The organism is Sphingomonas horti, from assembly GCF_009753715.1.
Classification (GTDB): domain Bacteria; phylum Pseudomonadota; class Alphaproteobacteria; order Sphingomonadales; family Sphingomonadaceae; genus Sphingomonas_B; species Sphingomonas_B horti.
Map to the genome: position 1 here is coordinate 1 of NZ_WQMS01000010.1, position 1,167 is coordinate 1,167.

Here is a 1,167-nt window from a genome sequence, read left to right on the forward strand (position 1 = left end):
AATCCCGTCTCCTGAAGCCGGTCGGCAAAGGACCGGTCCGGGTAGGCCGACCAGACCGCCAGCAGTCCGCCCGGTCTCAAGGCGCTGTATGCAGCGCGCAATCCCCAGCTGCAGTAGAGGCGCTCGTTAGCGAGGTTGATCAGCGCGTCGGGGCCATTGTCGACGTCGAGCAGGATCGCATCGAACCTGGCGCTTCGTTCCACGATCACATCATGGACGTCCCGTATCTCTAAGGAGACCCGCGGATCGGCGAGGGAATCGCCGAAAATGTGCGCCAGGGGACCAGCAGCCCAGGTGACCACTTTCGGCACGAGTTCCGCCACCACGACCGTGCCGCTCAGCGGCAGCGCCGATCGAGCAGCCGCCAGTGTGAATCCCATGCCCAGGCCGCCGATCAGAACTCGCGGATCGGTGCCGCGAAGGCGCTCGAACGCGAGCGTGGCCAGGGCCTCCTCCGAACGGTAGTCCCAGCTGCCCATCAGCTGCTCATCATCGAAGAGGATCTCGAAATCCTCCCCGTGGCAAACGAGATGCAGCTGCCCTCCACCAGGGATATCGGCCGTATCGATGAGCACAGCGGTCGAAGCGCAGCCTTCGACTGCCATTTCTGCTAGGGCCAAGCGGGTCTCCGGCAAGTATAGTCAGGTTCAGGCGCAGATATTCACATGCGCCGGGGAAGCTTCGGACCCGTCGGGGCGCCGGACGTGCGATTGTCAGGAGTGCGGTCGAAGCGAGTGATACGCGCTAGTCGGGTCGTCCAGTTGAGCAGATGCGTCCCGTTCCGCCTGCGCGACTGCATCGCTGAGATTGGAATAGCGCCAGCTCTTGTACCGGTACTGGACGGCCTGCACGCGAGTGATGCCGTGCCTGGTCATCAAATCGGCAGCTTCGTGCTCGGTGGGCTGCAAATTCACGTGAGTGCTCCTCCGCACCGGATCATCGTACTGTACGCAAGGGCGTGCGCAGGACTGGGCCGTCGATGATCTGCGCCTTGAGCGTGCGCCGCATGGCAGCCGCGTCGTCGCTGTTCTTCAGCACGACGCGCGTGCCGCGCGGAAACAGCGGCTCGATCGCACTAATGGCCGCTTTGTGCTTCAGCACGGCGGCCTTGACCTCATCCTTTGTGAGGTTGAGGTTGATCGCTCTGCTCATGGGTTCTCCGGGTTT

At 63.2% G+C, this 1,167-nt stretch carries 3 protein-coding genes; all 3 read right to left on the reverse strand.

Annotated elements, in window-relative coordinates; translation table 11 throughout:
* The coding region (locus GON01_RS09240) for a spermidine synthase family protein (RefSeq protein WP_157027098.1) at nucleotides 1-605 on the reverse strand (605 nt) is incomplete at its 3' end.
* 108 nt (nucleotides 606-713) lie between these two features.
* Nucleotides 714-914 carry a hypothetical protein gene (locus GON01_RS09245; RefSeq protein WP_157027099.1) on the reverse strand — a complete coding sequence of 67 codons (201 nt, stop codon included), beginning with the start codon at nucleotides 912-914 and terminating at the stop codon, nucleotides 714-716.
* Nucleotides 915-936: 22 nt separating this feature from the next.
* A partial coding sequence (locus tag GON01_RS09250; protein WP_232328762.1) for a hypothetical protein occupies nucleotides 937-1,167 on the reverse strand: 231 nt, incomplete at its 5' end.